This window comes from Rummeliibacillus sp. GQ308, assembly GCF_059759115.1.
Genome location: NZ_JCAXDQ010000013.1, coordinates 1 through 2943 on the forward strand (window position 1 = coordinate 1; position 2943 = coordinate 2943).

Sequence of the window (2943 nt, forward strand, 5' to 3'; positions counted from 1 at the left end):
TTTGGTTAAGTCCTCGATCGATTAGTATTCGTCAGCTCCATGTGTCGCCACACTTCCACCTCGAACCTATCTACCTCATCGTCTTTGAGGGATCTTACTTACTTGCGTAATGGGAAATCTCATCTTGAGGGGGGCTTCATGCTTAGATGCTTTCAGCACTTATCCCGTCCACACATAGCTACCCAGCGATGCTCTTGGCAGAACAACTGGTACACCAGCGGTGTGTCCATCCCGGTCCTCTCGTACTAAGGACAGCTCCTCTCAAATTTCCTACGCCCACGACGGATAGGGACCGAACTGTCTCACGACGTTCTGAACCCAGCTCGCGTACCGCTTTAATGGGCGAACAGCCCAACCCTTGGGACCGACTACAGCCCCAGGATGCGATGAGCCGACATCGAGGTGCCAAACCTCCCCGTCGATGTGGACTCTTGGGGGAGATAAGCCTGTTATCCCCGGGGTAGCTTTTATCCGTTGAGCGATGGCCCTTCCATGCGGAACCACCGGATCACTAAGCCCGTCTTTCGACCCTGCTCGACTTGTAGGTCTCGCAGTCAAGCTCCCTTGTGCCTTTACACTCTACGAATGATTTCCAACCATTCTGAGGGAACCTTTGGGCGCCTCCGTTACTCTTTAGGAGGCGACCGCCCCAGTCAAACTGTCCGCCTGACACTGTCTCCTACCCCGATCAGGGGTACGGGTTAGAATTTCAATACAGCTGGGGTAGTATCCCAAGGACGCCTCCACCGAAGCTGGCGCTCCGGTTTCAATGGCTCCTACCTATCCTGTACAAGCTGTACCAAAATTCAATATCAGGCTACAGTAAAGCTCCACGGGGTCTTTCCGTCCTGTCGCGGGTAACCTGCATCTTCACAGGTACTATAATTTCACCGAGTCTCTCGTTGAGACAGTGCCCAGATCGTTACGCCTTTCGTGCGGGTCGGAACTTACCCGACAAGGAATTTCGCTACCTTAGGACCGTTATAGTTACGGCCGCCGTTTACTGGGGCTTCGGTTCTCACCTTCGCTTGCGCTAAGCAATCCCCTTAACCTTCCAGCACCGGGCAGGCGTCAGCCCCTATACGTCACCTTACGGTTTTGCAGAGACCTGTGTTTTTGCTAAACAGTCGCCTGGGCCTATTCACTGCGGCTCTCTCGGGCTTGCACCCTACTAGAGCACCCCTTCTCCCGAAGTTACGGGGTCATTTTGCCGAGTTCCTTAACGAGAGTTCTCTCGCTCACCTTAGGATTCTCTCCTCGACTACCTGTGTCGGTTTGCGGTACGGGCACCTCCTGCCTCGCTAGAGGCTTTTCTTGGCAGTGTGAAATCAGGAACTTCGCTCTAAAGAGCTCGCCATCACAGCTCAACGTTATAGAGAGCGGATTTGCCTACTCTCACGCCTTACTGCTTGGACGCACATAACCAACAGTGCGCTTACCCTATCCTACTGCGTCCCCCCATTACTCAAATGGCAGGGAGGTGGTACAGGAATATCAACCTGTTATCCATCGCCTACGCCTGTCGGCCTCGGCTTAGGTCCCGACTAACCCTGAGAGGACGAGCCTTCCTCAGGAAACCTTAGTCATTCGGTGGATGGGATTCTCACCCATCTTTCGCTACTCATACCGGCATTCTCACTTCTAAGCGCTCCACCAGTCCTTCCGGTCTGACTTCACAGCACTTAGAACGCTCTCCTACCACAGACATCGTAGATGTCTATCCACAGCTTCGGTGAATTGTTTAGCCCCGATACATTTTCGGCGCAGCGTCACTCGACCAGTGAGCTATTACGCACTCTTTAAATGGTGGCTGCTTCTGAGCCAACATCCTGGTTGTCTAAGCAACGTCACATCCTTTTCCACTTAACAATTACTTTGGGACCTTAGCTGGTGGTCTGGGCTGTTTCCCTTTTGACTACGGATCTTATCACTCGCAGTCTGACTCCCGTGTATAAATCACTGGCATTCGGAGTTTGTCTGAATTCGGTAATCCGGGATGGACCCCTAGTCCAAACAGTGCTCTACCTCCAGGATTCTTCATCACGAGGCTAGCCCTAAAGCTATTTCGGAGAGAACCAGCTATCTCCAGGTTCGATTGGAATTTCTCCGCTACCCACACCTCATCCCCGCACTTTTCAACGTGCGTGGGTTCGGGCCTCCAGTAAGTGTTACCTTACCTTCACCCTGGACATGGGTAGATCACCTGGTTTCGGGTCTACGACCACATACTTATTCGCCCTATTCAGACTCGCTTTCGCTGCGGCTCCGTCTCTTCAACTTAACCTTGCATGTAATCGTAACTCGCCGGTTCATTCTACAAAAGGCACGCTATCACCCATTAACGGGCTCTAACTACTTGTAGGCACATGGTTTCAGGATCTCTTTCACTCCCCTTCCGGGGTGCTTTTCACCTTTCCCTCACGGTACTGGTTCACTATCGGTCACTAGAGAGTATTTAGCCTTGGGAGATGGTCCTCCCAGATTCCGACGGAATTTCACGTGTTCCGCCGTACTCAGGATCCACTCAAGAGAGAATGCACTTTTGACTACAGGACTGTTACCTGCTATGGTGGGTCTTTCCAAACCGCTTCGCCTAACGCATTCCTTTGTAACTCCGTATAGAGTGTCCTACAACCCCAAGAGGCAAGCCTCTTGGTTTGGGCTCTTCCCATTTCGCTCGCCGCTACTAAGGGAATCGATTTTTCTTTCTCTTCCTTCAGGTACTTAGATGTTTCAGTTCCCTGAGTCTGCCATCAAGACGCTATGAATTCACGTCAAGATTCTACCCCATTACGGATAGAGGGTTTCCCCATTCGGAAATCTCCGGATCAAAGCTTACTTACAGCTCCCCGAAGCATATCGGTGTTAGTGCCGTCCTTCATCGGCTTCTAGTGCCAAGGCATCCGCCATGCGCCCTTAATAACTTAACCGTTGGCTTATAAA

Annotated in this window: 1 rRNA gene; it reads right to left on the reverse strand. The window is 51.8% G+C overall.

Going from position 1 to position 2943, the window contains the following annotated elements:
- Window position 1: 1 nt before the first annotated feature.
- Window positions 2-2930 (reverse strand): 23S ribosomal RNA (locus AC6CHJ_RS16575).
- Window positions 2931-2943: the final 13 nt, after the last annotated feature.